The organism is Nitratireductor aestuarii (genome assembly GCF_014641695.1).
Taxonomy (GTDB): domain Bacteria; phylum Pseudomonadota; class Alphaproteobacteria; order Rhizobiales; family Rhizobiaceae; genus Chelativorans; species Chelativorans aestuarii.
Map to the genome: position 1 here is coordinate 1 of NZ_BMIF01000023.1, position 21382 is coordinate 21382.

Consider the following 21382-nt stretch of genomic DNA (forward strand, 5'->3'; position numbering starts at 1 on the left):
GAAAGGAAACAATGGTGGTATCTGTCTTCATGGCGTATCGCTCCTCGTGAGGTTCTGGCAGGCTTTGTCACCCGCCTCGATACGCCGCCTCTCTCAAACCGTCATCACCCAGTTTCCGCCATAGCTCGCATCACTCGCCTTAGGCACTGTCGTTATGACAGATGATTCTGACCCACTCAAGAAAAATATGCATTACGCATCTTTATGTTGACTGGCTGATGTGCATAACGCATATTTCTCCCATCAACACGGCGCGAAGACGGTTCGCCTGATCCGCCGAAGGAGGATGCAAGATGCGAATTCCCTACACAGCCCAGATACCCGATGCTGGCACGGTCGATGATGCGACCCCGTTCATGCTGATCGAATGCCTTGAGGTTGAGCTTGAGTGCGAAGTCGAGTGGGAAGACGGCGAGCCTGTTGTGCTTGTCAGCGACGTGTACCTCGACGACCGCAGTCTGATGCAGAGTGATGACCCGCTGGCGAGAACGATCGCTGATCGCATTCAGCGCGACGCCGAAGACGATGACGCCTTCATCGAGCGCGCTGTCGATCAAGACGGGAGCTTCTCCTTTCGAGGTCTTGGCCCGAATGATCCGGATGGCCGCATGGTGAGGGTCGCAGCATGAGCGAATACCTGCTGTTGAAATGGGGAACGCTCAAGGGATGGGACATTGGTGAGAACGGGAAAGCCCGTGCCGCCCTTGCAAGGTACGCTAGCGGTCCAACGTCCGTCAGTCTGCTTTCCCAGAGCGACACAGCTGATCAGAAGGCCGCTCTTTGCGAACTGATCGACGCGATCAATGGGCCGATACGAAACGATTGGTCTGGCGAGGATATGTCGAAGGATGACGCAAAGAAATACGTCATGGAGTACCCAGCATGACCCGCCACTTCCTTCAAGACCTCACCGCCCTGCTCGCTCTCTCTGCCTTCATCATCGGCATCACCATACTTGGAGCAGTGGCATGAAGTGGAACCGCGACATCTCGCAAGCCCCCAAAGGCGGCTACGTCACCGAGACGCGGAGAGGCAAGAACGGCCAGGAAATAGCCGTTCAGGTTTACCGCGCACCGAAGATCATCGCCGCCGGGAATGGCAAGACTGTAACCGCCTCACGCTGGCTGCCTGAAGACGAGCGCGGGGGTGGCGGCCGCTGGGAGTGCTTCACTCGTGATACCCCGCCGCTTGCGTGGATGCTGTGGCCGTCGCACCCCGACGACGAGGTCAGCCATGACTGACTTCGCCCCCGCCTCATCCGACACCCTTCACCGCTGGCTAGCCCTCTACCTGGACGAGGCGGTCAAGGCCGAAATCCGCCGCGAGCTTGAACGCCGCGAGACGCCAATGAGGAAAGCAGCATGACGTCGAACACTGCACTAGACCTGCGCGAGCCAGAAACAAGCCGCGCCGTAGATGAGCCTTCCCGCTTTGCACCCGCCGAAATGACGCCTATGCAGATGGCCTATCAGCTTATCCAGAGCGGTGCCGACTTCCAGTCCGTCCGCGAGATGATGGCACTGAGCAAGGAGCTTGCCGCCGATCAGGCCAAGCGCGCATTCGACGCAGCCGTGGCGGCTGCGAAGTCTGAAATTGGTCCCGTCATCAAAAACGCCAAGGGACACAACAGCAAGGCTTACGCAAATTTCGCTGCGTACGCGAGCGCTGTCGATCCGGTTCTGAGTGAGCACGGCCTGTCCTACCGCTTCCGCACCGAACAGAATGACAAGATCACTGTCACTTGCGTCCTGTCTCACAAGGATGGGCATTCTGAGGAGAACAGCATTTCCGGCCCGGCGGATACGAGCGGCAACAAGACCGCCATTCAAGCGATCGGATCCACGCTCACTTATTTGCAACGCTACACTCTCATCCAGTCCCTCGGCCTAGCCTCCGCCGAAGACGACGACGGACAGAGCCACGGCAAGAGCGCAGAAGAGCTAGCCACGGTCAGCGAAGAACAACTGGAGACCCTGCGCGATCTGATCGCAAAAACCGGATCAGACATCGAGAAGTTCTGCGCTTACTTCAAAATCGACGCACTCCCAGAACTCCGCGCCTCGCGCTTCGAGGAAGCAATGCAATCACTCAGGAAGAAGGCGGCGAAGTGATGGAACAGCGTTCGGAAGAATGGTTTGTCGTCCGCGCTGGCAAGGTGACTGCCTCGCGTATAGCTGACGTTCGCGCCCGCACGAAAACCGGTTGGGCTGCATCGCGCAAGAACTATATGGCCGACCTTATAGCCGAGCGCCTCTCCGGCGAGCACATACCGGGGGGCACCGGAGCGGCGCGGCGATGGGGCACCGAGATAGAGCCCGAGGCAAAGCGCGCCTATGAGTTCTACAGCGATGCAGAGATTGTCGATGTTGGGTTTATCCCGCACCCGACCATTGCCGACGCTGGAGCCTCGCCCGATGGGTTGGTTGGCGACGACGGGCTGGTCGAGTTCAAATGCCCGACCGTCATCACCCACCTTGAGACGCTGGAAACCGACGCCATCGCGCCAGAGTATCTGCAGCAGATGCAGTGGCAGATGGCTTGCACCGGCCGCCAGTGGTGCGACTTCGCGAGCTATGACCCGCGCTACCCCGAAGCGATGAAGCTCTACGTCCAGCGTGTGAAGCGTGACGATGAAACGATAGCGGCGATCGAACAAGACGTGGTTGCCTTCCTCTCCGAACTGCGAGAGCGCGTCGATAGGCTCCGCTCAAAGTATGAACCCGAAACAGACCAGCTGCCTGAGGCGGTGCGTCTACTCATGGCAGGCTGAACCATGACCTCCCCCATGCTTTTCAGATATTGCGGCGAAGGCGAGTTCCGCCCTGCCTCCGAGTATTGGGGCAGCAAGGCAGACACGGCCTATGTCGTTGGAGAAGTCTACAAGCTGGCACCATGCGAAGACCGCAGCCAGGCGAGCCATAACCATGAGTTCGCGGTGATTGCCGACCTATGGGCCAACCTTCCCGAGCGCTTCAAGCATGAGCCATGGGCGCAGTCGCCGGAACACTTGCGCAAATACGCGCTCATCATGTGCCGCTACTGCGACACACAAACCTACACCTGTGGCTCCAATGCCGAGGCGCAGCGCTGGGCGAAAAACCTGCGGCCGCTGTGCGAATACAGCGTCGTGTCTGTCGAAGGAACCACGGTCTACCGCTTCATTGCTCAGTCGCAGTCCAAGCGCGCGATGGGTGCCAAGCGCTTCCAGGAGAGCAAGACCGCCGTCCTCGAATACATCGAAGACCTGATCGGCCTGGAGCGCGGTGCTTCAGCCAAGACGGAGGCAGCAGCATGAAGCGCTTACTCTCACGCCTATTCCGTCGCCGCCCTTTCGTCGTATCCGTCTCCACCTACCGGGTGAAGAAAACGGATGCTGACAAGGCCCTCGAACAGAAGACCGCAATGCTTGCCAAGGAGCTTGGCCGTCCCAACCCGCTGGCGAGGCAGTGATGGCAAGACGCGAGTTCTCACGGAAGACCAAGCGCGAAGCTTTGGAGCGCGCGGGCGGCCACTGCGAAAAGTGCAAGGCCGCGCTCAAGGTTGGCGAAGGTGAGGTTGACCACATCTTGCCGGATGTTCTGGGCGGCGAGCCGGTCCTGGCCAATGCTCAGGTGCTATGCCGCGTCTGCCATGCGCAAAAAACAGCCGACGACATTCGCCGCACCCGCAAGGCCGATCGCCAGCGCGACAAGCATTCAGGCGCAATGCGCAATAGGCCCAAGCTGGTAGGCCAAGCCTTCCCCAAGGCCAGCAAGCATCCATCCATAGACAAGAACGCCCTGCCCCCACTGGCACGGCCGCAGCTATTCAGGTGAACAAATGACCAGGCCGCTTCGCCATAGCCGCAGCGAGATCCAGAACGCCGCTCGAGTCGCGAAGGAAATGAACATGACCGTGCGCCTGGAGGCGGATGGGGCGATCACACTGATCCCTGATAACGACGCAACAATTGACAATGATGCCGCCCCATTGAAGTCTCTGGAGGCGTGGAGGAATAGAAATGCGCGTTCGTCTACCGGGCGTCCATAAGGTCAGGAAGCGCCTCGCCGACGGCTCGACCGTGTTCTACTATTATGCTTGGCGCGGCGGTCCGAGGATTATGGCTGATCCGGTCAAGGAAGAGCGGAAGTTCAACGAGGAGTTCCTGCGGATGACGCAGGATCGGCAGAACCCCCAGTTTGAAGGCCGTCTGGTTTCGATCATCCGGGCCTATATGAAGTCCCCCCATTACAAGGAACTGAAGGCCTCGACCCGCGAAGGCTACCTTCTGGCCATCCGCGCGATCGAGGCGGAGTTCTACGACATGACGGCCGAACAGATCTCGGCACAAGGAACGCGGACAATCTTCCTTCAATGGAGAGACGAGATCGCCGAGGCTCATCCGCGGAAAGCAGACCTCTACATGAGTGTCCTGCAGCGGATCCTTTGGTTTGGGCTCGATCGCGAGATGATTACCCGGCATCCCCTTGAGCGCGTGAGCAAGGTCAGCGACGGATCACGCCGAGAGATTATCTGGAAAGATGAGGAGATCGAGCGGTATCGCTCAACGGCACCGGAGCCCCTTGTGCGGGCGATGATGCTCGCTGCCTGGACAGGTCAACGGCAGGGCGACCTGCTCGCGCTAACATGGGCCGCCTACGATGGCAGAGCGATTCGCCTCCGGCAGTCCAAGACAGGCTCGCATGTGGCAGTGAAGGTGTCGGAAGAGCTGAAGACGATTCTGGACGAAGCGAAGGCGCGGAACGAGGCAAACGCGAAGCCGGCCATTACGATCTTGACGAACCAGGCGGGGAAGCCCTGGCAAACAGGCTTCAAATCGTCCTGGCGCAAGTCGCTTGCTGCGGCGGGGATAACGGGAAAGACGTTCCACGATCTGAGAGGAACGTTCGTGACGCTGGCCTACCGAAACGGGGCCTCAATCAAGGAGATTGCAGAGGTCACAGGGCACTCCGAAAAGGACGCTGAAACGATCATCCGGAAGCACTATCTCGTCTCGAGTGCAGCCGTGGAAAAGATCGAAGGAAGAACAAAAAAGTAAACCGTTTGCTCTTCCGGTAAACTGAGCCAATTTTGGGGGTGGCTAAGTCTTTGATTTAATGGTCGGAGCGGCGGGATTCGAACCCACGACCCCTTGACCCCCAGTCAAGTGCGCTACCGGGCTGCGCTACGCTCCGAGCCGTGCAAACCCCTATATAACCCAACCCCGACGCGCAAGCACTATTTTGAGTTTCCCGCAGGTTCACCTGATCCATGATCGCAAACCGGCTAATGAGCTAGGCATATAGTGCCCCCTGCTAGCTTAACTGCGCCGGCTACTTGCGGCGCGAAACGAAATCCGCGGCGTAACGGTGCTCGCGAATCGGGCGAACGCGCTCCGTCGTCTCGTGGTAGAGCGGATGAGCCTTGTAGGCCGCCAGAGCCGCCTCGTCCGCGAACTCTGCGTAGACGATCACGTCGACCTTCGAGTTGTCGTAGAGATCGACCTTGCGGTTGATGCCGATCTCGAAAAAGTCGCTGTGCGGAATTTCGGCCAGCCGCCACAGGCCCTCAGCGATTCGATCGACATCCTGCGGATCATTGGCACTGAAAAAGACGATGTGGCGTATCATGCGAACTCCGATGCAAAGCGACAGACGTGAAAGGAGGCGGTCCGAGCTTCCCGATGTCAGGAACTCTGCCGCCTCCCCTTCGGTTGCAGATCCCTCAGGCCAAGAACCCGAGAGACGCTGCAACGATCAGCCGCCTTATCGTCTTATCTAATGAAATCATCAATGCGGCGGATGGTGACGCGGCGGTTCTCCCAGTTCTCGTAAGGAGTGTTTACGAGCAGGAATTCCTCGCCGTAGCCCACCGTCTCGATCGCCCGCGACGGTACCCCGAACTGCGAGACCAGCACGCGCTTCAGCGAATCAGCCCGCGCCTGCGACAGACGCAGGTTGTAGTCGGCAGCGCCCACCGCATCCGTGTGACCTTCGAGCAGGAACCTGGTTCCCGGGCGGTTGCGCAGCAGCCGCTTCAGGGCAGATGCGATCTGCTCAACTTTTGGGTACTGCGAGCGTCCGATGTCGGCCGAGGCGGTTTCGAAGTTGATCGCCTGAATATCGACGGACGGAGCGCGGCGGCGCAGATCCGGCCGGCGCTTGAACTGGTCGATCGTCACGCGGTCCTGCTGACGGACACGCTCGCGCGGACCTGCCTCAAGACGGCGCAGGATCTGAGCCTCACCGGGCATGCTCGCCTGCGCGAGGACGGCGGTTGGAGCAAGGGTTGCTGCTGCAAAAAGGAAAAGTGCGTTACGGCGGTTTAGCATGATGTTGCCTCCAGGAATTCAATGCGCGCAACATGCGACAGCATAGGTGAAGGCAACATGAATATGTCGGTTACAAACAGTTCAGCTTCTTCGCTGGCTACATTTTTCGCATCTGAGGGAGCCGGTCCCTCTGCGCCCATTCAGCGATGCAGAAGGACCTCTGCCCGTTTCTCGTCGGAGATCGGCATGCCGTAGGTTTCGGAGCGGCGGACCGGCACGAAGCCCATCTTCTGGTAGAGCGGAAGTGCTGCCGGATGGTCGAGCGTGCAGGTTTCGACCGAAACGACCCTGGGGCCGCCCTCCCAGGCCGCGCGAATTGCGCAGCCAAGGAACCAGCGCGACAGGCCCCTGCCGATCGCATGCGGCATCAGACCGAAGAGCAGCAGGCGGCATTCCTTGCGGTCGAAGCGGTGCAGCTCGAAGAAGCCCGCCGGCGCGCCATCCATGTAGAGCACATGGAACTCCCTGTCCGGCGCCTTGAGGCGCCTGGCCAGCTGTTCATCGTCCAGGAAGAGAGCTGCAGTCCAGTGCCAGTCACGCCCGACGCGATCGTAGATGTAACGGTAGAAGTGGAGCGGCATGTCCCGGCAGCGCAGAAGGGCCAGCTGGTGCGGGCCCATCGGTATGGGGGGATAGCGCTCTGGCGGACGATGCATTTCGAGCAGTGTAACTGTCGTCAGTGGTCCGGCCGAGTCCGTCATGCCTAGTCTCCCGTCACGACTGGCGTGTCCGGCTGGGCTCCCCACTCGCTCCACGACCCGTCATAGAGTCGCGTGCCTGTCGCGCCGACTGATTCGAGCGCCAGTGCGATTACGGCCGCCGTGACGCCGGAGCCGCAGGAGGTAACGGTCGGCCTGGACAGATCGAGGCCAGCAGCAGTCAGCTGTTCACGCAGTCGATCGAGCGGAAGCAGCTCGCCGTTTTCTGCCAGGCTGGTTGCCGGAACGCTCACCGCGCCCGGCATGTGCCCGCCACGCAGGCCCGGACGCGGCTCGGGGTCCTTCCCTGTGAAGCGTCCCAGAGACCGCGCGTCGGCGATCTGTACGCCCTGGTCAACCAGCTGGCGCATCTCGTCGAGGAACACGACCTTGCTCTCATCGTAGTCGGCAATGAAAGCGCTGCCGGCAATCGGGGTTGGCTTGTCTGTCACCGGCCTGCCCTCCGCCTTCCAGCGGTCGAAGCCACCGTCAAGAATAAAGACGTTCTTTGCGCCCATGACGCGGAAGAGCCACCAGGCGCGTGGAGCGGAAAAGTAGCCGGGGCCGTCGTAGACGACGATCGTGTCATCGGCGGAGATACCCATCGAGCTTGCAAATCGCTCGAACAGGCGCGGGTGCGGAATGGTGTGCGGGAACTGCGAATCGGGCTCGACCACCAGATCTTGATCGAAGAACACTGCACGCGGGATATGCGCGGTCTCGTATTCCGCTTCGGCGTTACGTCCGGCAGCGGCAAGATACCAGGAGGCATCCACAATCGTGATTCCGGGGGTTTCCAGGTTCTCCTGCAGCCAGTCGGCGGAGACCACGAAACGACTCTTCTCACCCATTTCCTGAACCTACTCACTTGGGGGTCTTCTCTTCAGAAGACCGAATTAATGGCAGTGCCGCAAGAGTAAAGTACGTCTCCTGCTCAGGCGCTGTCGGGCAGCGGGCCGAAGCGCAGGCGGAAGCGGCGGTTCTCGCGTCCCTTCTTCTCGATCTTGCCGACATGGATCTCACCCACTTCAGAGGTGTTGGCCACATGGGTGCCGCCGCAGGGCTGGCTGTCGACGGACGATCCCTCGCCGATGCAGACCAGGCGGATACGGCCGGTGCCGATCGGCGGGCGCACGTTCTTCGACTTGATGAGCGTGGGCTTCGCCTGAAGTTCCTCGTCGGTGATCCATTGGGTGAAGATCGGATGGTTGCCATGCACCAGTTCCATGATCTTCTCGGTAACCAATTCGCGCGTGTAGGACGGGTCCGGCAGGTCCAGATCGACGCGCGACTCCTCCTCGCCCACGGAAGCACCCGTGATCGGGAACGGGCAGACGACGCTCAGCAGGTGGCAGGCAGTGTGCATGCGCATGAGCTTCAGGCGGCGGTCCCAATCAATTTCGAGCTGGAGGGTCTCGCCAATCTCGGGCAGAACGGCGCCATCTGCAGGGACATGGATAATGTCATCCTTGGTTTCGCCGGTAACGGTCGTGGCCACGGGGATGCGCGTTCCATCCTCGCGCACGAACCTGCCGGTATCACCCGGCTGGCCGCCCGACGTGGCGTAGAAGATCGTGCGGTCCAGAATGATTCCCCCGCGGTCGTTGATGCCGGTCACAACGGCACTGATCGTTCTCAAATAGGGTTCTTCACGAAATAAGGCTGCGGTCAGCATGCTTTTTCCTTATGATATAGAACTCTCAAGGGTCGTCTTCGCACTTGCGAAATACAATTTAATCAGCGATGGATTTGGCCCATTCATCGTTGCAGGCGGCCGGAGGCGCTGCAAGCGGCGATCCATGGAACTGTATCGGGAGAGAGCCCTTCATGAAAAGCCTTGTGACTGTGTTCAGCGCAGCGGCGGTGACACTTGCTTCTGCCAGCTTCGCTTTCAGTGCGCGGACTGACCTCGTCATCGGTGTCGTGCTGGAACCGCCGCACCTTGACCCGACGGCGAGTGCTGCCGGCGCCATCGACGAGATCCTTTACGCAAATGTCTTTGAAGGTCTGACGCGGATCGGTCCCAATGGCGAAGTGCTGCCGGGCCTGGCCGAAAGCTGGGAAGTTACCGAAGACGGCAAGGTCTACACCTTCAAGCTGCGCCAGGGCGTGAAGTATCATGACGGCTCGGACTTCGACGCCGAGGACGTGAAGTTCTCGCTCGATCGCGCGCGCGCCGCCGATTCCGTCAATGCACAGAAGGCTCTCTTCGCGGCTATCGACACTGTCGAAGCCGTCGATCCGCAGACAGTGAAAGTTACGCTCAAGCAGCCTCAGGGCTCCTTCCTCTACAATATGGGGTGGGGTGACGCTGTCATCGTCGCGCCCGAAAGCGCTGAGGGCAACAAGGAAAAGCCGATCGGCACCGGCCCCTTCCGCTTCGAGCGCTGGGCCAAGGGCGCATCGGTGACCCTTGCCAAGAACCCGGACTACTGGGGCGATGCCGTCGCGCTCGACAAGGCCGAGTTCCGCTTCATTCCGGATGCGGCTGCAGCTTTACCCGCGATCCTTTCCGGCGACGTTCAGGCGTTCCCGAGCTTTCCGGCAGGAGATGCGCTCGCCCCGATCAAGGCCGACCCGCGCTTCAGCGTCGTGATTGGCGCGACGGAAGGCGAGACGATCCTCGCCATGAACAACGCCAAGGCTCCGTTCGACAACATCAAGGTGCGCCAGGCGATTTCGCATGCGCTCGACCGCGAAGAGATCATTCTCGGCGCGACGGACGGGCTCGGCGTTCCGATCGGTTCGCATTTCTCGCCGGCCAACGAAGCCTATGAGGACCTTACCGGCACCTATCCGCACGACGTCGACAAGGCCAAGGCCCTGCTCGCCGAGGCCGGTTTCGCTGACGGCTTCTCAGCGACGATCAAGCTGCCGCCACCGCCCTATGCCCGCATTAGCGGTGAGATCATCACCTCGCAGCTGGCAGAAATCGGCATCAAGCTCGAGATCGTGCCTATGGAATGGGCGCAGTGGCTGGAGCAGGTCTTCACCAACAAGGATTTTGATCTCACGATCATCGCGCATACCGAGCCGAACGACATCGATATCTACGGCCGCGAGGGCTATTATTTCGGCTACAACAATCCGGAATTCAAAGCCGTGATGGCCGAGCTTGACCAGTCGAGCGATCCGGCTGTCCGTAACGAGCTCTATCGCAAGGCCCAGCGCATCATTGCTGACGACGCGGTCAACGGCTTCCTGTTCCAGCTGCCGAAGATCGGCGTATGGGATGCAAAGCTCACCGGCCTGTGGGAAAACTCGCCTCTGCAGGCGAATGACCTGACCAAGGTACGCTGGACTGACTAAGGTCCAGCGTATCTGAATGCGGGGGAGCGGCAAGACAGGCTCATGATTGTCTATGTCACAAAGCGGCTGGTTATCGGGCTTGTCACGCTGCTCCTTGCATCGGTGGTCGTCTTTGGCGTCCTCGAAATCCTTCCGGGCGATCCCGCCCGGATCATGCTGGGTATGAATGCCGGTCCAGATGCGCTTGAGGCGCTGCGGCAGGAAATGGGCCTGAACCAGCCCGCCCCTGTACGCTTTTTCCAATGGCTCGCGGGCCTTGTGACCGGCGATCTTGGACGCTCCTACACCTATTCCAGCCCTGTCATAGATCTCGTGCAGGAACGGCTTGTCGTCTCGTTGCCGCTGGCACTGATCTCGCTCTTTCTTTCCACAGCAATAGCAATCCCGGTTGGGGTGTTTGCTGCGTCGCGCAGCGGCAAGCTCAGCGACACGCTTACGATGGGCACGGCGCAGATCGGCATCGCGCTGCCCAACTTCTGGCTAGCGCTCCTTCTGGTCTATGTCTTTGCAGTGGGCCTGCGCGTCCTGCCTGCAGGTGGCTTTCCAGGCTGGGCAGATCCGGTGGAGGCGATCAAATCGCTGATCCTTCCCTCAATCTCTCTCGCCTTGCCCCAGGCCGCGATCCTCGCCCGCGTGACACGCTCGGCCATGGTGGAGACGCTCGGCGAAGATTTTATCCGCACCGCCCGGGCCAAGGGTCTGCCTCGGCGCAAGGTGCTCTGGCGGCATGCACTGCGCAACGCGATGATACCGGTGCTGACGATCCTGGGTCTACAGTTCTCATTCCTGCTCGCGGGCACGATCATTATCGAAAACGTCTTCTATCTGCCGGGGCTTGGCCGGCTGATCTTCCAGGCGATCAACCAGCGCGACCTGATCGTGGTGGAAGGCGTGGTGATGCTACTCGTTGCCAGCCTCATCCTGATCAATCTCGCCGTCGATATCTGCTACGCCATCGTCGATCCCCGCCTGAGGATCGGCCGATGACCATCGAGCAGACCGCCGTCGATCTCTCCCAGCGCCATGTGCTACGCCGGGCCTTCTCCAACGCTTCGTTTGTGGTAGGTCTCGCGATCACGCTGACGATCGCGATCGTGGCGCTGGTTTCGCTCTTCTGGGCACCGTACGACGTGACCAAGCTGTCGGTCGCAAGTCGCGTCCAAGGGCTGTCCTGGGCGCACCCGTTCGGCACTGACCACCTCGGCCGCGACATTCTCTCAATGATCATGCTAGGCGCGCGCAATTCCATCGCCGTCGCGCTGGTGGCGGTCGGCATCGGCATGGGGCTTGGGGTGCCGCTCGGCCTCTGGGCTGCGGCCAGGGGTGGCTGGATCGATGAAGTGCTGATGCGCACCAATGACGTGATCTTTGCCTTTCCTTCGCTGCTCTCTGCCGTGATGATCACCGCGATCTTCGGCCCCGGCGCGATCAACGCCATCATCGCCATCGGCATCTTCAACATTCCCGTCTTCGCCCGCGTCGCACGTGGCGGGGCACTTGCGATCTGGCCGCGCGAATTCGTGCTGGCGGCGAAGGCCTGCGGCAAAGGCGGGTTCCTGATCTCTGCCGAACATATCCTGCCCAACATCGCGAACCTGCTCCTGGTGCAAGCGACAATCCAGTTTGCGCTTGGCATTCTCGCCGAAGCTGGACTCTCCTATCTGGGGCTTGGCGCACAGCCGCCGATGCCATCCTGGGGCCGGATGCTGTTTGACGCGCAAACGCGGATTGCGGTTGCCCCTCACCTTGCCCTCTTCCCGGGAATGGCGATCGTGCTGACCGTGCTGGGGCTTAACCTTCTTGGCGATGGCCTGCGCGACGCCATCGATCCCAAGCAGAGGCGGACTCTATGAGCCTGCTTGAGATCGAAAATCTTCGTGTCTCGATCGGGCAGATCCCGATCCTGAACGGTGTCAGCCTGACGGTGGAAGCCGGGGAGATCATGGGGCTCGTGGGCGAGTCGGGCTCAGGCAAGTCCATGACAGCGCTCACGGCAATGGGACTGCTGCCCCACGGCATGGAAGCTTTCGGTCGCGTCACGCTTGATGGCGTCGATATCCTCAGCGCGCCCGAGAGCGCCATGAACCGCCTGCGTGGCCACGACATAGCCATGGTGTTTCAGGAGCCGATGACGGCGCTCAATCCGCTGAAGACCATTGGCGAACAGGTGGCGGAAGGCATCCGCTGGCACACGGGCGCGAACCGGGCCGATGCGGAGAGCCGCGCCCGCGCCATGCTCGACCGCGTAGGACTGCCGGAAAGCCAATTCCCCCTCAACCGCTATCCGCACGAACTCTCCGGCGGGCAGCGTCAGCGCGTCGTGATCGCCATGGCCTGCGCGCTCAATCCGAAGCTGCTCATCGCTGACGAGCCGACCACCGCGCTCGACGTGGTGATTCAGGCGCAGATCCTCGACCTGCTGCAGGAGCTGGTGGACGAGGGCCGCATGGGGCTGCTCCTCATCTCGCACGACCTCGCGGTGGTGGCGCAATATGCCGACCGGCTCACCATCCTGCGCGATGGCGAGGTGATGGAAGCGGGTGAAACGGCTGCCATCCTGCGCGAACAGAAGCACCCCTACACCCGACAACTCGCCCGCGCGTCGACGCATGTGCCAGCACGGGCCAAGGCTCCAGAAATTGCTTCCGGCAAGCCGCTCCTGGAGGTGAAGGGTGTGGCGCGGGATTATCCCGTACGCCGGACATCCCTCTTTGCGCCGAGGAAGACTTTCCGAGCCGTTGATGATGTCTCCTTTGACATTCAGGAGAGGCAGTCGGTGGCCCTCGTCGGACGGTCCGGCTGCGGAAAGTCTACGCTCGCCCGCATCATCCTTGCGCTCGACAAGCCGTCAGACGGCTCTGTGACGTTCCGTGGCAAGGACCTGGCTCACGGCTCGCAGGCTGAGCTCAAGAGCATCCGCCGCGATTTACAGGTGGTGTTCCAGGACCCCTACGGCTCCTTCAATCCGCGCCACCGCGTGGAGCGGCTGGTGGGCGAACCGCTTCATCTCATGGAGAAGCCGCTTACCGCAGCGCAGAAGCGGGACCGGGTTGCCGAGGCCCTGCAGCAGGTGGGTCTCTCGCCCTCCGACATGCACAAGTATCCGCATGAGTTCTCGGGCGGGCAGAGGCAGCGGCTTTCCATCGCGCGCGCCATCATCACCAAACCGAAGCTGATCGTCGCCGACGAGCCGGTCTCGGCGCTCGACGTTTCCATCCGCGCGCAGATCCTCGATCTCTTTGCGGAACTGAACGAGCAACTCGGCCTCGCCTATCTCTTCATCACGCATGATCTGACTGTCGCGCGCGCTGTCAGCGACGTTACGATGGTCATGCATGCCGGGAAGATTGTAGAGCGCGGGCCGACGTCAGAAGTGCTCTCGTCGCCAAAGACAGAGCCGGCGCGAGCACTTGTCGAGGCTGCGCCGGACCTTGAGCAGGCGCTCAACAAACGCCTGCAAGGGATTCAACGGTAAAGGATTTTACGCAGAAGCCTGCGCGGGCTCCTTGTCGAGAACCATGTAGTCGAGCGGAAGCTCGGTCGTGTACTTGATCTGCTCCATCGCGAAGGCCGAGGAGACGTTGCGGATCTCAATCTTGGCGATCAGCTTCTTGTAGAACTGATCGTAGGAGGCGATGTCCGGCACCACCACGCGCAGCAGATAGTCCACGTCACCGCTCATGCGATAGAATTCCACGACTTCCGGGAATTCCTTGATGACTTCCGAGAAGCGCTTCAGCCACTCGGGGTTGTGCGCATTGGTGCGGATCGAGACGAAAACCGTCACCCGCGCATTCACCTTCTCGGGGTTGAGAACGGCGACACGCTTGCGGATGACGCCCTCTTCCTCAAGCTTCTGGATACGGCGCCAGCATGGGGTCGTCGAAAGCCCAACCTTCTTGGCAACGTCGGCCACGGCAAGGGTTGCATTTTCCTGCAACAGGCGAAGAATTTTGCGATCAAGACGGTCCATGCGGCACACCCGTAGAATAATTTTCTAGAAAATGCCGTCAAAATGGGGCTATTTCAAGGAAAATATTTCTACAATGAAGCGTTCGAGTGGTCCCCGGTTTTAAATCATCGCTCTTATTTGCTGCTTCAGGACTGGCAGCAGCTCTTCCTCGAACCAGGGATGCTTCTTCAGCCATCCCGTGTTGCGCCAGGAGGGATGTGGCATGGGCAGCACGCGCGGTTTTACCGGGCTCTCCAGAATTGCCCGCCATTCGCGCACCGTTTCTGTGAGGCTCGCCTTGCGCAGGTCACCAAGGTGCCAGGCCTGAGCATATTGCCCGATGGTGAGGATCAGTTCGATCTGCGGCATCTCAGCCAGCACGCCTGCGCGCCAGTGCACCGCGCATTCGCGGCGTGGCGGCAGGTCGCCGCCGTTGCGATCATAGCCCGGAAAGCAGAAGCCCATCGGCACGATGGCAAAGCGCGCCGGATCATAGAACTCCTCGCGCGTCACACCCATCCAGCTGCGCAGGCGATCACCGGACCGGTCGGTGAACGGCAGGCCCGTTTCATGCACGCGCAGCCCCGGCGCCTGGCTGGCGATCAGAATCTTCGCCTGCTGCGAGGCGATCAGGACCGGCCGTGGCTCATGCGGAAGCGCCATGCCTGCTGCGGGGTTGTCGCGGCAGATCCGGCACGCGCGGATCTGCGCCAGAAGCGTATCGAGGCTGTCAGTCATTTACCGGCTAGTTGGCAGCGGGTCAGGCGGAGGCGCTTGGACGCGCTGCGATCTCATTGTACCAGCGCCCTACATGGGTGAGTTCAGGCGGCAATTCAATGCGCGCAGGCTTCATGAACTGAACCGAGACGAACCCGGTGATATCGGCCACGGAAAATTCGTCGCCTGCTATGAACCTACGGCCGGCCAGTTCCCTGTCGAGGATTTCGAGGAAAGCGCGCACGCGCGGACGGTTCGCCTCGGCCCATTCCCGGATCTGCGGAACTTCCATTTCCTTCATCGCCGGATGGGTGTGGCGAAACACAGCCTGGATCGTGCCCAGCAGATGGAACTCGACCCGGCGCTGCCACATCTCTACCCGCGCCTTTCCGAGCACTCCCCGTCCGAACAGGGCCGGCTCCGGGTGAAGCTCTTCGAGATAGCGGCAGATGGCGATGGTCTCACTGAGGATCGTTCCATCGTCCAGTTCCAGCACCGGAAGCTGCTTCATCGGGTTCAGCCGCGCAAACGCCTCGCCCAAATGCTCAAGCTTGCCCATGTCCACCGGGACCAGCGGAATATCGATGCCCTTTTCCGCCAGAAAGATCCTCACGCGGCGCGGATTTGGGGCTCTGCCCCCATCGTAAAGTTTCATACCTCACTCCCTCCAAAGATGCGGCTGTACAGCGACCACAGGGCATCCCCGATCGTGCTGCCCAGCCGGTAGAACCAGTTCTGGCCTTCCCTCTCCAGCACGGTCTGGTGTCCAGCGCGCCATTCCTTCGGCCGGTCGAACGACCCCTGCCACAGACCACGGTCGGCGAGCCTCGCCCTCACCTCGACCGTTTCATATTCACCGTATGCCAAGGCCCAGCCGGATTCCACCATCGCCTTGTTGAGCTCAATTTCGCCCGCGGAACAGGTGCCAAGCAGGCGATCGTACTGGTCGCGGCCATCGCCCCTGCAGCTCACCTGACTACCTCCTATAAGGCGCTGAAGCTCGCGCTTCGCCTCACGCCCGCATTCGTAGGTCTCGCCATGACGCAGGCAGAGCTGGTCGAGTTCCGGCGCGTCGATGCCCTTCAGCCTGATACGTTCGCCGTTCAGTGTTATCGAGTCACCGTCCGCCACGTGCGGGAAACCTTCGAGATCTGTTCGGAAGCCATTCAGTCCCAAGATCAGGCGGCCCAGCAAGAATACGATTGCAATGCCCAGTAACCAGTCCCGCACCCGCCTCCAGCGCCACCGCCGGGATCGGCTTGATGGGCGAGAGCCAGCGCGTTTCGCAAGGTCAGGTTTCCGGGGCATTAACGGAATGAGCCTTTCGAGCTTCAAAGAGGCGATCCTAGCCGTCGACGTTGATTTGTCGACGCGCAAAGCCCCCCGGCGCACAGCTTTCCTGCTGCCTTGTGTTTTTGTCCCGAAGCCTCCATCTCTTCCTCATGACAGCGATTGAAACACCCTGTGTACGCATCTGCGTGATCGACGAGACGACCGGCATCTGCATCGGCTGCGGCCGCACGCTGGAAGAAATCGGTAGCTGGATGTCCTACACAGCCGAAGAACGCCGTACAGTTATGGCCGGGTTGGAGAAGCGCCTCTCCAAGATCGCAGACAGGGAGAAGGCTTGAGATGCGGCTGTTCTGGATCCTCATCGCTGTCATAGCCGTGGGCCTTATGCTGCTGGTCGCCAATCACGACAGCGGCTCTGTCTTCGGCATTCAGAACGATGCGTTTGCTTCGGGGCTCTACATGAGCCTTTGGGCCTGCGTCATCGCCGTGGGCCTCGTGGGCTCGCGCCGGCACATGTCGCAAGTGCTGCGGGACCTCGCCTATTGGCTGCTGCTCATTCTCATACTGATGACGGGATACCAATACCGCTTCGAGCTGCAGGACGTGGCGAGCCGCGTGTCGGCTGGCCTCGTACCCGGCAGCCCGATGTCAGTGTCGAGTGACGGGCGAATGGCCGTGATGATCGACCGCTCCAGGAACGGCCATTTCGAAGCGCGCGTGGACATGAACGGCGCAACAGTGCTCACACTGGTGGACACCGGCGCATCGGTAACCGTGCTGACCTACGCCGACGCAGGGCGGATCGGGATCAATGTGGAACGCCTCGCCTTCACCACGCCCGTGGTGACCGCCAATGGACGCGCCAACGCGGCCCGCGCCACCGTCGACGTCATGTCGCTGGGCGGCATCGAGCGGCGCAGAGTGCCGGTTATGGTGGCGGAAGCAGGACGGCTGGAACAAAGCCTGCTCGGCATGCAGTTCCTCAGCAGCCTCTCAAGCTTCGAGATGCGCGGCAGCCGTCTGATCCTGACTGATTAGGCGGCCTCGACAGCCGACAGGTCAACTTCGGCCAGCGCCTGCATCAGGACTTCCGGCCCTGCACCCGGGCGCGTGGCATCGCTCGACAGGATCTGACGGAAACGGCGTGCACCTGGGCGTCCGTGGAAAAGCCCCACCATATGGCGGGTGACGTGGCCCAGACGGCCACCGTTGGCGATGTGACGCTCAGCGTAGTCGGCCATGGCAGCGACGACCTCGGCCAGATCCGGTGCGGGTGCATCCTCGCCGTAGACTACGCGATCCACGTCCGCAAGGATCGCCGGGTTCTGGTAGGCCGCGCGGCCGATCATGACGCCATCAACTTGATTCAAATGTTGAAGGGTCTCATCCAGCGTTTGAATTCCGCCATTGATGCCTATGAATTGATTCGGCAATCGCTGTTTGAGGCGATAGACGCGATCGTAGTTGAGCGGCGGGATATCGCGGTTTTCCTTTGGGCTCAGCCCCTGCAGCCAGGCCTTGCGCGCATGAACCCATAACGCGTCAGCGCCAGCCGCGAATACGGCATCTGCCATGCGATCGAGCGCCTCTTCCGGATCCTGTTCATCGACGCCGATCCGGCATTTCACTGTCACAGGAATGGAGACCGCAGCCTTCATGGCGGAGACACACTCAGCCACCACCTCGGGCGTCTTCATGAGGCACGCGCCAAAGGTGCCAGACTGCACACGATCGGATGGGCAGCCAACGTTCAGATTGATCTCGTCATAGCCGAAGTCAGCTGCGATCCGCGCCGCCTCGGCGAGCTTCGCCGGATCGCTGCCGCCCAACTGCACGGCCACCGGGTGTTCCAAGGGATCGAAACCCAGAAGGCGATCACGCTTGCCGTGAATCACCGCATCCGCCACCACCATCTCCGTATAGAGCAGCGCTTTACGCGTCAGCTGCCGGTGAAAATAGCGGCAGGCCGAATCCGTCCAGTCGAGCATGGGGGCGATGCTGAAGATCTTTTCGCGCCCGGAATATGGATTTGCCATCGGTAAAACTAACTGCACTGGTTCAGAAACTGGGTGTGGCGTGCCTCTAACACGCTTTTGCCAGGGAGGCCATGTTGGCGCGGATGCTCCCAGACTATGGCAAGAGCATGTAGTGTGTCGGATCGCCGGGGCAAAGTCCTCCTCCGCAGAGCAGGACCGTCGAAACGCCATTTGCGGCTGAGATCAGCGCCAGAAGGCGCCCATTGCCAACACCGCGACGCGGCGGGGCTTCTTAGTGGATCGCTGACGACGAATTGGCGGTCGTAGGCCAGAAGAATCGCCCCACCCGAGATGATCAGCACCGAGACGATGAAACTCCACGTGTAGAAGTGCAGACCGAGGAACGGGTTGCCATAGGCGCCAGTGCCGGGAACGATATGCAGCAGGATCTGCCGCGTCGCCACGCCAGCGACCACGAGTGCGCCTAGAATCATGGTTGCATAATGGCTTGGACGGATGCCAAATCCGAGATTAAGAGCGAGCCCCGTCCCTGCCGCAATGAACCCGGCCCGCTGGAGGATGCAAAGCGGGCACGGAATGTCGCCGTAGATGATCTGGTCCGCAAAGGCGAACAGCAACACCGCGCAGATGGCGAGAAGGCCCAGCAAGTTCAGCCAGATCAGGCGCGCTTGGGTCATGCCTGCCCTCGATCAAAGCGTAATGTGGAGGACGCTGGACGCGTGCACCGCAAACAACGCGAGCACGAACAAGCTCGCCAACCACCAAAGGCAAAGCGCAGCCAGGCGATTCCCTCGCAGGATCGAAACAAAACCCAACAGATAGAAGAAAAAAGGAGCGCTCATCATCGGCGTGCTCGATCCTGCCAATTCCCGTTCGCCAAATTTGCGGAACAAGGTTCGTGTTGCTCCTTGAGCCTCCGGAAAAATTGCAAAAAGGGCAATTGCATTACCGTGACCTTACGGGAAGCAAGGAAACGGATGACCTATGACGGGTTCTGGCTGGCGAAGCCTTACGGGGCGTCGGAGCCCATATGTAGGGGAAGAGAATGGCGCGAGTGACGGGGCTCGAACCCGCGACCTCCGGCGTGACAGGCCGGCACTCTAACCGACTGAGCTACACCCGCGCATTTGCTTCGGTTTGTTTCGAAGCGATGGCGACCCTTTAGAGGGTATCTAGATTCGTGTCAATTGTTACAGCGATTTTCACGCCCTGCCCTGCCGATGCTCCACAGAGCAAAGCCTTTCCCTGTGGAATGGTCGTGGAAAAGCTTGTTTCTGCGCCGAATTGACGAGTTGGACTGACGTCAGACGCAAGTCAAGCGAGAGATATGTTGAAGACGATTTGGGAAGTGATTTGCGAGGGCCGCACCATTCTTCAGAAGAGAATGGCGCGAGTGACGGGGCTCGAACCCGCGACCTCCGGCGTGACAGGCCGGCACTCTAACCAACTGAGCTACACCCGCGCATTTGCTTCGGTTTGTTTCGAAGCGATGGCGCTCAATTAGGGGGTATCGAGATTCGAGTCAACAGGGGTTTCGGCCCGCCTGATCATTTTTCATTTTTTTTCGATTGGGGCTGTGGAAGTGTATTTTTCCGCTTGCGGATCAGTCCGGAAATGCCTAAACGAGCCTCACGAAACACGGGCGCACCACTTGCCGCCCGCGGGCGATTAGCTCAGTTGGTAGAGCGCCTCGTTTACACCGAGGATGTCGGGAGTTCGAGTCTCTCATCGCCCACCATTATTTTCCCTAGCAGAACCAAAAACATAGCATTTCTAATGGTTTCCGTCAACGCGGACTGCTATGGGAATATGCTAGGGCAATGGCTGGTAGGCGTCGATTGATGCAAGGACTGTTCAAGCGCAAAGGCTCGGACATTTACCAGGGGCGGTTCCGTATCCCCTCGCCGCTATGGCGTGAACGAAATCGCTTGATCGGCCTCGGGGTCAAAGACATCCCCAAGACTCAGGAACATGGGCGCTCCACCGGCAAGTCTGATCGGGATGAGGCCGGAGAAGCATATCGCGCGATGCTCGTAGCCTGGGATGCCAAGATGGCAGCTTGGGAGAAGGTCTTAGCGGATGGCCCAATGCCCCTAACTCCTAAGCAACAAATGGCTCTTGCTGCTGACCATGCCCGAGCGTTCGTAGCGGCCTATGATGAAGACCCATATTCAGCTCCACCCTCGCCTCCAGTTCCTCAGCCCTCTTTAGGTGATGATGCCCATTGGATTGCGATGGCAGAGAAGATGCCTCCGTCTGAGCGTCAACGCTTTATGCGAGACCTCAGAGCGTACCTGAAAAGCCAGGATGAAAAGCGGCGGTCCTCCTTGGCCTTCAAGCTCTTGGATCGCTATCCCGACATTCGGCCCTTCATCGCCCCCCATCTTGCCTCGCTACTTGAGGCTGCCCATGGAGATGATACGGACAAAGCAGTCGCCAGTAAGGCCCTTCACATCGACGCTGAGGCCCGCCGTTTGGTGAACCTTGAGATGCTTTCCTTCATGGGTGCGGCCCATCGCGGTCTAGAGGCGAAGCGTGGCGGAAACTACAATCCAGTTCCCGAACTCGAAGCGGCCCCGGCGTTTGTCCCTCCGGCGAAGACCTCCACAGCATCTAGCAAGGCCGACCCACAGTTCACCTTTAGGAGCATCGTGGCAGCAGAGACAGCACGGCGGGCGCTGGGTAAGGACGCCAAGCCCTTCCCGGCCTCAACCCCAAGGAAATACTTGAAGCGAGGTGAAGAGTTCGCCTCCTGGAGGCAATCCCAAGGTCTAAGTAAGTCTGCTGCCTTGGATGCTCGAACGGTTACGCGGGAAGAGGTGGAGCGGTGGAGAGCTTCCTTGTTGGCCGGTAGCGAGCTAACCAATCGCACCATCAACGACAAGGTGTCTTGCATCTCGACTATAATCAAGTGGGGCCGGAGGCTTCATCGTGAGGCGTTCCACCCTGAAGGAAATCCCCTGGCGGGACTGGAGAAGTGTATCCATCCGAGGTGGGCCGCGGGACTTGGGATCTCGCGCGTGGTAGCATAGCAGAATGGAGATCGACGAGGACAAAATCGATGACGCGGTCCTGGCACTGTTATGGCTGACGCTCCACGATGAGC

At 60.4% G+C, this 21382-nt stretch carries 29 protein-coding genes, 4 tRNA genes and 1 pseudogene; 19 read left to right on the forward strand and 15 right to left on the reverse strand.

From position 1 onward, the window contains the following. The first annotated feature begins 293 nt into the window (after nt 1-293). The 10 genes from IEX27_RS20160 (at nt 294) to IEX27_RS20200 (ending at nt 5038) form a co-directional block, all read left to right on the forward strand. On the forward strand, nt 294-629 hold the full coding sequence (locus IEX27_RS20160; protein ID WP_188722891.1) for a hypothetical protein: 336 nt from the start codon (nt 294-296) through the stop codon (nt 627-629). Beyond that, nucleotides 626-886 carry a hypothetical protein gene (locus tag IEX27_RS20165; RefSeq protein ID WP_188722892.1) on the forward strand — a complete coding sequence of 87 codons (261 nt, stop codon included), beginning with the start codon at nt 626-628 and terminating at the stop codon, nt 884-886. Before IEX27_RS20160 ends, IEX27_RS20165 begins: the two co-directional genes overlap by 4 nt. An 82-nt stretch (nt 887-968) precedes the next feature. Continuing rightward, nucleotides 969-1241 (forward strand): hypothetical protein, encoded by a 273-nt coding sequence (locus IEX27_RS20170; RefSeq protein ID WP_188722893.1) that lies wholly within the window; start codon nt 969-971, stop codon nt 1239-1241. After that, nucleotides 1234-1365 carry a hypothetical protein gene (locus tag IEX27_RS21590; RefSeq protein WP_280516504.1) on the forward strand — a complete coding sequence of 44 codons (132 nt, stop codon included), beginning with the start codon at nt 1234-1236 and terminating at the stop codon, nt 1363-1365. The genes IEX27_RS20170 and IEX27_RS21590 overlap by 8 nt, the downstream gene beginning before the upstream one ends. Then, entirely contained in the window at nt 1362-2111 is a 750-nt protein-coding gene (locus tag IEX27_RS20175; RefSeq protein WP_188722894.1) for an ERF family protein, read from the forward strand. Before IEX27_RS21590 ends, IEX27_RS20175 begins: the two co-directional genes overlap by 4 nt. Continuing rightward, the gene (locus tag IEX27_RS20180; protein ID WP_188722895.1) at nt 2111-2770 is read left to right on the forward strand and encodes a lambda exonuclease family protein; all 660 of its coding nucleotides are present in this window, start codon (nt 2111-2113) and stop codon (nt 2768-2770) included. Before IEX27_RS20175 ends, IEX27_RS20180 begins: the two co-directional genes overlap by 1 nt. Nucleotides 2771-2785: 15 nt before the next feature. After that, on the forward strand, nt 2786-3295 hold the full coding sequence (locus IEX27_RS20185; RefSeq protein ID WP_244630479.1) for a hypothetical protein: 510 nt from the start codon (nt 2786-2788) through the stop codon (nt 3293-3295). Continuing rightward, a complete protein-coding gene (locus IEX27_RS20190; RefSeq protein ID WP_188722897.1) occupies nt 3292-3450 on the forward strand; it encodes a hypothetical protein in 159 nt (52 codons plus the stop codon). The genes IEX27_RS20185 and IEX27_RS20190 overlap by 4 nt, the downstream gene beginning before the upstream one ends. Next, on the forward strand, nt 3450-3815 hold the full coding sequence (locus tag IEX27_RS20195; RefSeq protein ID WP_188722898.1) for an HNH endonuclease: 366 nt from the start codon (nt 3450-3452) through the stop codon (nt 3813-3815). Before IEX27_RS20190 ends, IEX27_RS20195 begins: the two co-directional genes overlap by 1 nt. Nucleotides 3816-4000: 185 nt before the next feature. Beyond that, a complete protein-coding gene (locus IEX27_RS20200) occupies nt 4001-5038 on the forward strand; it encodes a tyrosine-type recombinase/integrase (RefSeq protein ID WP_188722899.1) in 1038 nt (345 codons plus the stop codon). 59 nt (nt 5039-5097) lie between these two features. Here IEX27_RS20200 and IEX27_RS20205 read toward each other — a convergent pair. From IEX27_RS20205 to IEX27_RS20230, 6 genes are all read right to left on the reverse strand, one after another. Continuing rightward, nucleotides 5098-5174 (reverse strand) — tRNA-Pro (locus IEX27_RS20205). A gap of 138 nt (nt 5175-5312) precedes the next feature. Continuing rightward, nucleotides 5313-5609 carry a Dabb family protein gene (locus IEX27_RS20210; protein ID WP_188722900.1) on the reverse strand — a complete coding sequence of 99 codons (297 nt, stop codon included), beginning with the start codon at nt 5607-5609 and terminating at the stop codon, nt 5313-5315. A 143-nt stretch (nt 5610-5752) separates the two neighbouring features. Beyond that, on the reverse strand, nt 5753-6310 hold the full coding sequence (locus tag IEX27_RS20215; protein WP_188722901.1) for an OmpA family protein: 558 nt from the start codon (nt 6308-6310) through the stop codon (nt 5753-5755). A gap of 140 nt (nt 6311-6450) precedes the next feature. Then, nucleotides 6451-7011, reverse strand: a complete 561-nt coding sequence (locus IEX27_RS20220) for a GNAT family N-acetyltransferase (protein ID WP_188722902.1) — start codon at nt 7009-7011, stop codon at nt 6451-6453. A 2-nt stretch (nt 7012-7013) separates the two neighbouring features. After that, the gene (gene sseA / locus IEX27_RS20225) at nt 7014-7859 is read right to left on the reverse strand and encodes a 3-mercaptopyruvate sulfurtransferase (protein ID WP_188722903.1); all 846 of its coding nucleotides are present in this window, start codon (nt 7857-7859) and stop codon (nt 7014-7016) included. Nucleotides 7860-7942: 83 nt separating this feature from the next. Beyond that, complete coding sequence (locus IEX27_RS20230; protein WP_188722904.1) at nt 7943-8683, reverse strand: alanyl-tRNA editing protein; 741 nt, start codon at nt 8681-8683, stop codon at nt 7943-7945. A 152-nt stretch (nt 8684-8835) separates the two neighbouring features. Between IEX27_RS20230 and IEX27_RS20235 the strand changes: the two genes are divergently transcribed. Genes IEX27_RS20235 through IEX27_RS20250 form a run of 4 tightly spaced genes read left to right on the forward strand, consistent with a single transcriptional unit; the run spans nt 8836 to nt 13792 of the window. Then, entirely contained in the window at nt 8836-10317 is a 1482-nt protein-coding gene (locus IEX27_RS20235; protein WP_188722905.1) for an ABC transporter substrate-binding protein, read from the forward strand. A gap of 42 nt (nt 10318-10359) precedes the next feature. Further along, entirely contained in the window at nt 10360-11304 is a 945-nt protein-coding gene (locus IEX27_RS20240) for an ABC transporter permease (protein ID WP_188722906.1), read from the forward strand. Further along, on the forward strand, nt 11301-12170 hold the full coding sequence (locus tag IEX27_RS20245; protein ID WP_188722907.1) for an ABC transporter permease: 870 nt from the start codon (nt 11301-11303) through the stop codon (nt 12168-12170). Before IEX27_RS20240 ends, IEX27_RS20245 begins: the two co-directional genes overlap by 4 nt. Further along, the gene (locus tag IEX27_RS20250; RefSeq protein WP_188722908.1) at nt 12167-13792 is read left to right on the forward strand and encodes an ABC transporter ATP-binding protein; all 1626 of its coding nucleotides are present in this window, start codon (nt 12167-12169) and stop codon (nt 13790-13792) included. Before IEX27_RS20245 ends, IEX27_RS20250 begins: the two co-directional genes overlap by 4 nt. A 6-nt stretch (nt 13793-13798) precedes the next feature. On the opposite strand, the gene IEX27_RS20255 is transcribed toward IEX27_RS20250, so the two are convergent. The 4 genes from IEX27_RS20255 to IEX27_RS20270 all read right to left on the reverse strand — a co-directional run bounded on the left by IEX27_RS20255 (nt 13799) and on the right by IEX27_RS20270 (nt 16216). Beyond that, the gene (locus IEX27_RS20255) at nt 13799-14290 is read right to left on the reverse strand and encodes an Lrp/AsnC family transcriptional regulator (protein ID WP_188722909.1); all 492 of its coding nucleotides are present in this window, start codon (nt 14288-14290) and stop codon (nt 13799-13801) included. Nucleotides 14291-14389: 99 nt separating this feature from the next. Then, nucleotides 14390-15007 carry a uracil-DNA glycosylase family protein gene (locus IEX27_RS20260; RefSeq protein ID WP_188722910.1) on the reverse strand — a complete coding sequence of 206 codons (618 nt, stop codon included), beginning with the start codon at nt 15005-15007 and terminating at the stop codon, nt 14390-14392. 22 nt (nt 15008-15029) lie between these two features. Further along, nucleotides 15030-15641 carry a glutathione S-transferase family protein gene (locus tag IEX27_RS20265; protein ID WP_188722911.1) on the reverse strand — a complete coding sequence of 204 codons (612 nt, stop codon included), beginning with the start codon at nt 15639-15641 and terminating at the stop codon, nt 15030-15032. Next, entirely contained in the window at nt 15638-16216 is a 579-nt protein-coding gene (locus IEX27_RS20270; protein WP_188722912.1) for a thermonuclease family protein, read from the reverse strand. Before IEX27_RS20270 ends, IEX27_RS20265 begins: the two co-directional genes overlap by 4 nt. A 212-nt stretch (nt 16217-16428) precedes the next feature. On the opposite strand from IEX27_RS20270, the gene IEX27_RS20275 reads away from it, so the two are divergent. Then, the gene (locus IEX27_RS20275; protein WP_188722913.1) at nt 16429-16617 is read left to right on the forward strand and encodes a DUF1289 domain-containing protein; all 189 of its coding nucleotides are present in this window, start codon (nt 16429-16431) and stop codon (nt 16615-16617) included. Nucleotide 16618: 1 nt separating this feature from the next. Beyond that, nucleotides 16619-17317 carry a retropepsin-like aspartic protease family protein gene (locus IEX27_RS20280; RefSeq protein WP_188722914.1) on the forward strand — a complete coding sequence of 233 codons (699 nt, stop codon included), beginning with the start codon at nt 16619-16621 and terminating at the stop codon, nt 17315-17317. On the opposite strand, the gene dusA is transcribed toward IEX27_RS20280, so the two are convergent. The 5 genes from dusA to IEX27_RS20305 all read right to left on the reverse strand — a co-directional run bounded on the left by dusA (nt 17314) and on the right by IEX27_RS20305 (nt 19738). Continuing rightward, nucleotides 17314-18315 carry a tRNA dihydrouridine(20/20a) synthase DusA gene (dusA, locus tag IEX27_RS20285; RefSeq protein ID WP_188722915.1) on the reverse strand — a complete coding sequence of 334 codons (1002 nt, stop codon included), beginning with the start codon at nt 18313-18315 and terminating at the stop codon, nt 17314-17316. The genes IEX27_RS20280 and dusA overlap by 4 nt on opposite strands. A gap of 8 nt (nt 18316-18323) precedes the next feature. Then, the gene (locus IEX27_RS20290) at nt 18324-18953 is read right to left on the reverse strand and encodes a disulfide bond formation protein B (RefSeq protein ID WP_244630480.1); all 630 of its coding nucleotides are present in this window, start codon (nt 18951-18953) and stop codon (nt 18324-18326) included. A 12-nt stretch (nt 18954-18965) separates the two neighbouring features. Further along, nucleotides 18966-19169 carry a DUF5993 family protein gene (locus IEX27_RS20295; RefSeq protein ID WP_188722916.1) on the reverse strand — a complete coding sequence of 68 codons (204 nt, stop codon included), beginning with the start codon at nt 19167-19169 and terminating at the stop codon, nt 18966-18968. A 153-nt stretch (nt 19170-19322) separates the two neighbouring features. Next, nucleotides 19323-19399, reverse strand: a tRNA-Asp gene (locus tag IEX27_RS20300). Nucleotides 19400-19661: 262 nt separating this feature from the next. Then, a tRNA-Asp gene (locus IEX27_RS20305) sits at nt 19662-19738 on the reverse strand. 200 nt (nt 19739-19938) lie between these two features. On the opposite strand from IEX27_RS20305, the gene IEX27_RS20310 reads away from it, so the two are divergent. The 3 genes and pseudogenes from IEX27_RS20310 to IEX27_RS21715 form a co-directional block, all read left to right on the forward strand. Next, nucleotides 19939-20014, forward strand: a tRNA-Val gene (locus IEX27_RS20310). A 496-nt stretch (nt 20015-20510) separates the two neighbouring features. Beyond that, nucleotides 20511-21308: a site-specific integrase gene (locus IEX27_RS20315; protein ID WP_188722917.1), complete on the forward strand. Its 798-nt coding sequence runs from the start codon at nt 20511-20513 to the stop codon at nt 21306-21308. A gap of 4 nt (nt 21309-21312) precedes the next feature. Continuing rightward, nucleotides 21313-21382 (forward strand): annotated as a pseudogene (locus IEX27_RS21715) (DUF6429 family protein); the annotation flags it as partial.